At 52.9% G+C, this 259-nt stretch carries 1 pseudogene; it reads left to right on the forward strand.

What is annotated here, in order from left to right:
• Nucleotides 1-44: 44 nt before the first annotated feature.
• A pseudogene (locus tag ACPXB3_RS22670) lies at nucleotides 45-259 on the forward strand (hypothetical protein); the annotation flags it as partial.

A 259-nucleotide genomic window follows, 5' to 3' on the forward strand; every position in this document is an offset into this window, starting at 1 on the left:
CGGTGTCCGGGTGGCTGAAAGTTGAGAGATGGAGATTCTGGCTGATGGTGGATATTGAGCGGTGGCATGAGTGGGATTCGGATTACGTGACGATGAGGCTCGATGGTGCTCGTGAGCTACTTGAGTTCTCTTTGACGTTAGATCGTCCGTGGAACAGTGATCGAATTCATGACATTCAGCGAGATTTGGTGAATGTGTGTGTGTGGTCGTTGGTGGGTTCGGGTGGTGTGGTGGGGGAGGAGGTGTGGTCGATGTTGGA

The sequence above is a fragment of the Gordonia sp. DT219 genome (genome assembly GCF_049847065.1).
Classification (GTDB): Bacteria; Actinomycetota; Actinomycetes; order Mycobacteriales; family Mycobacteriaceae; genus Gordonia.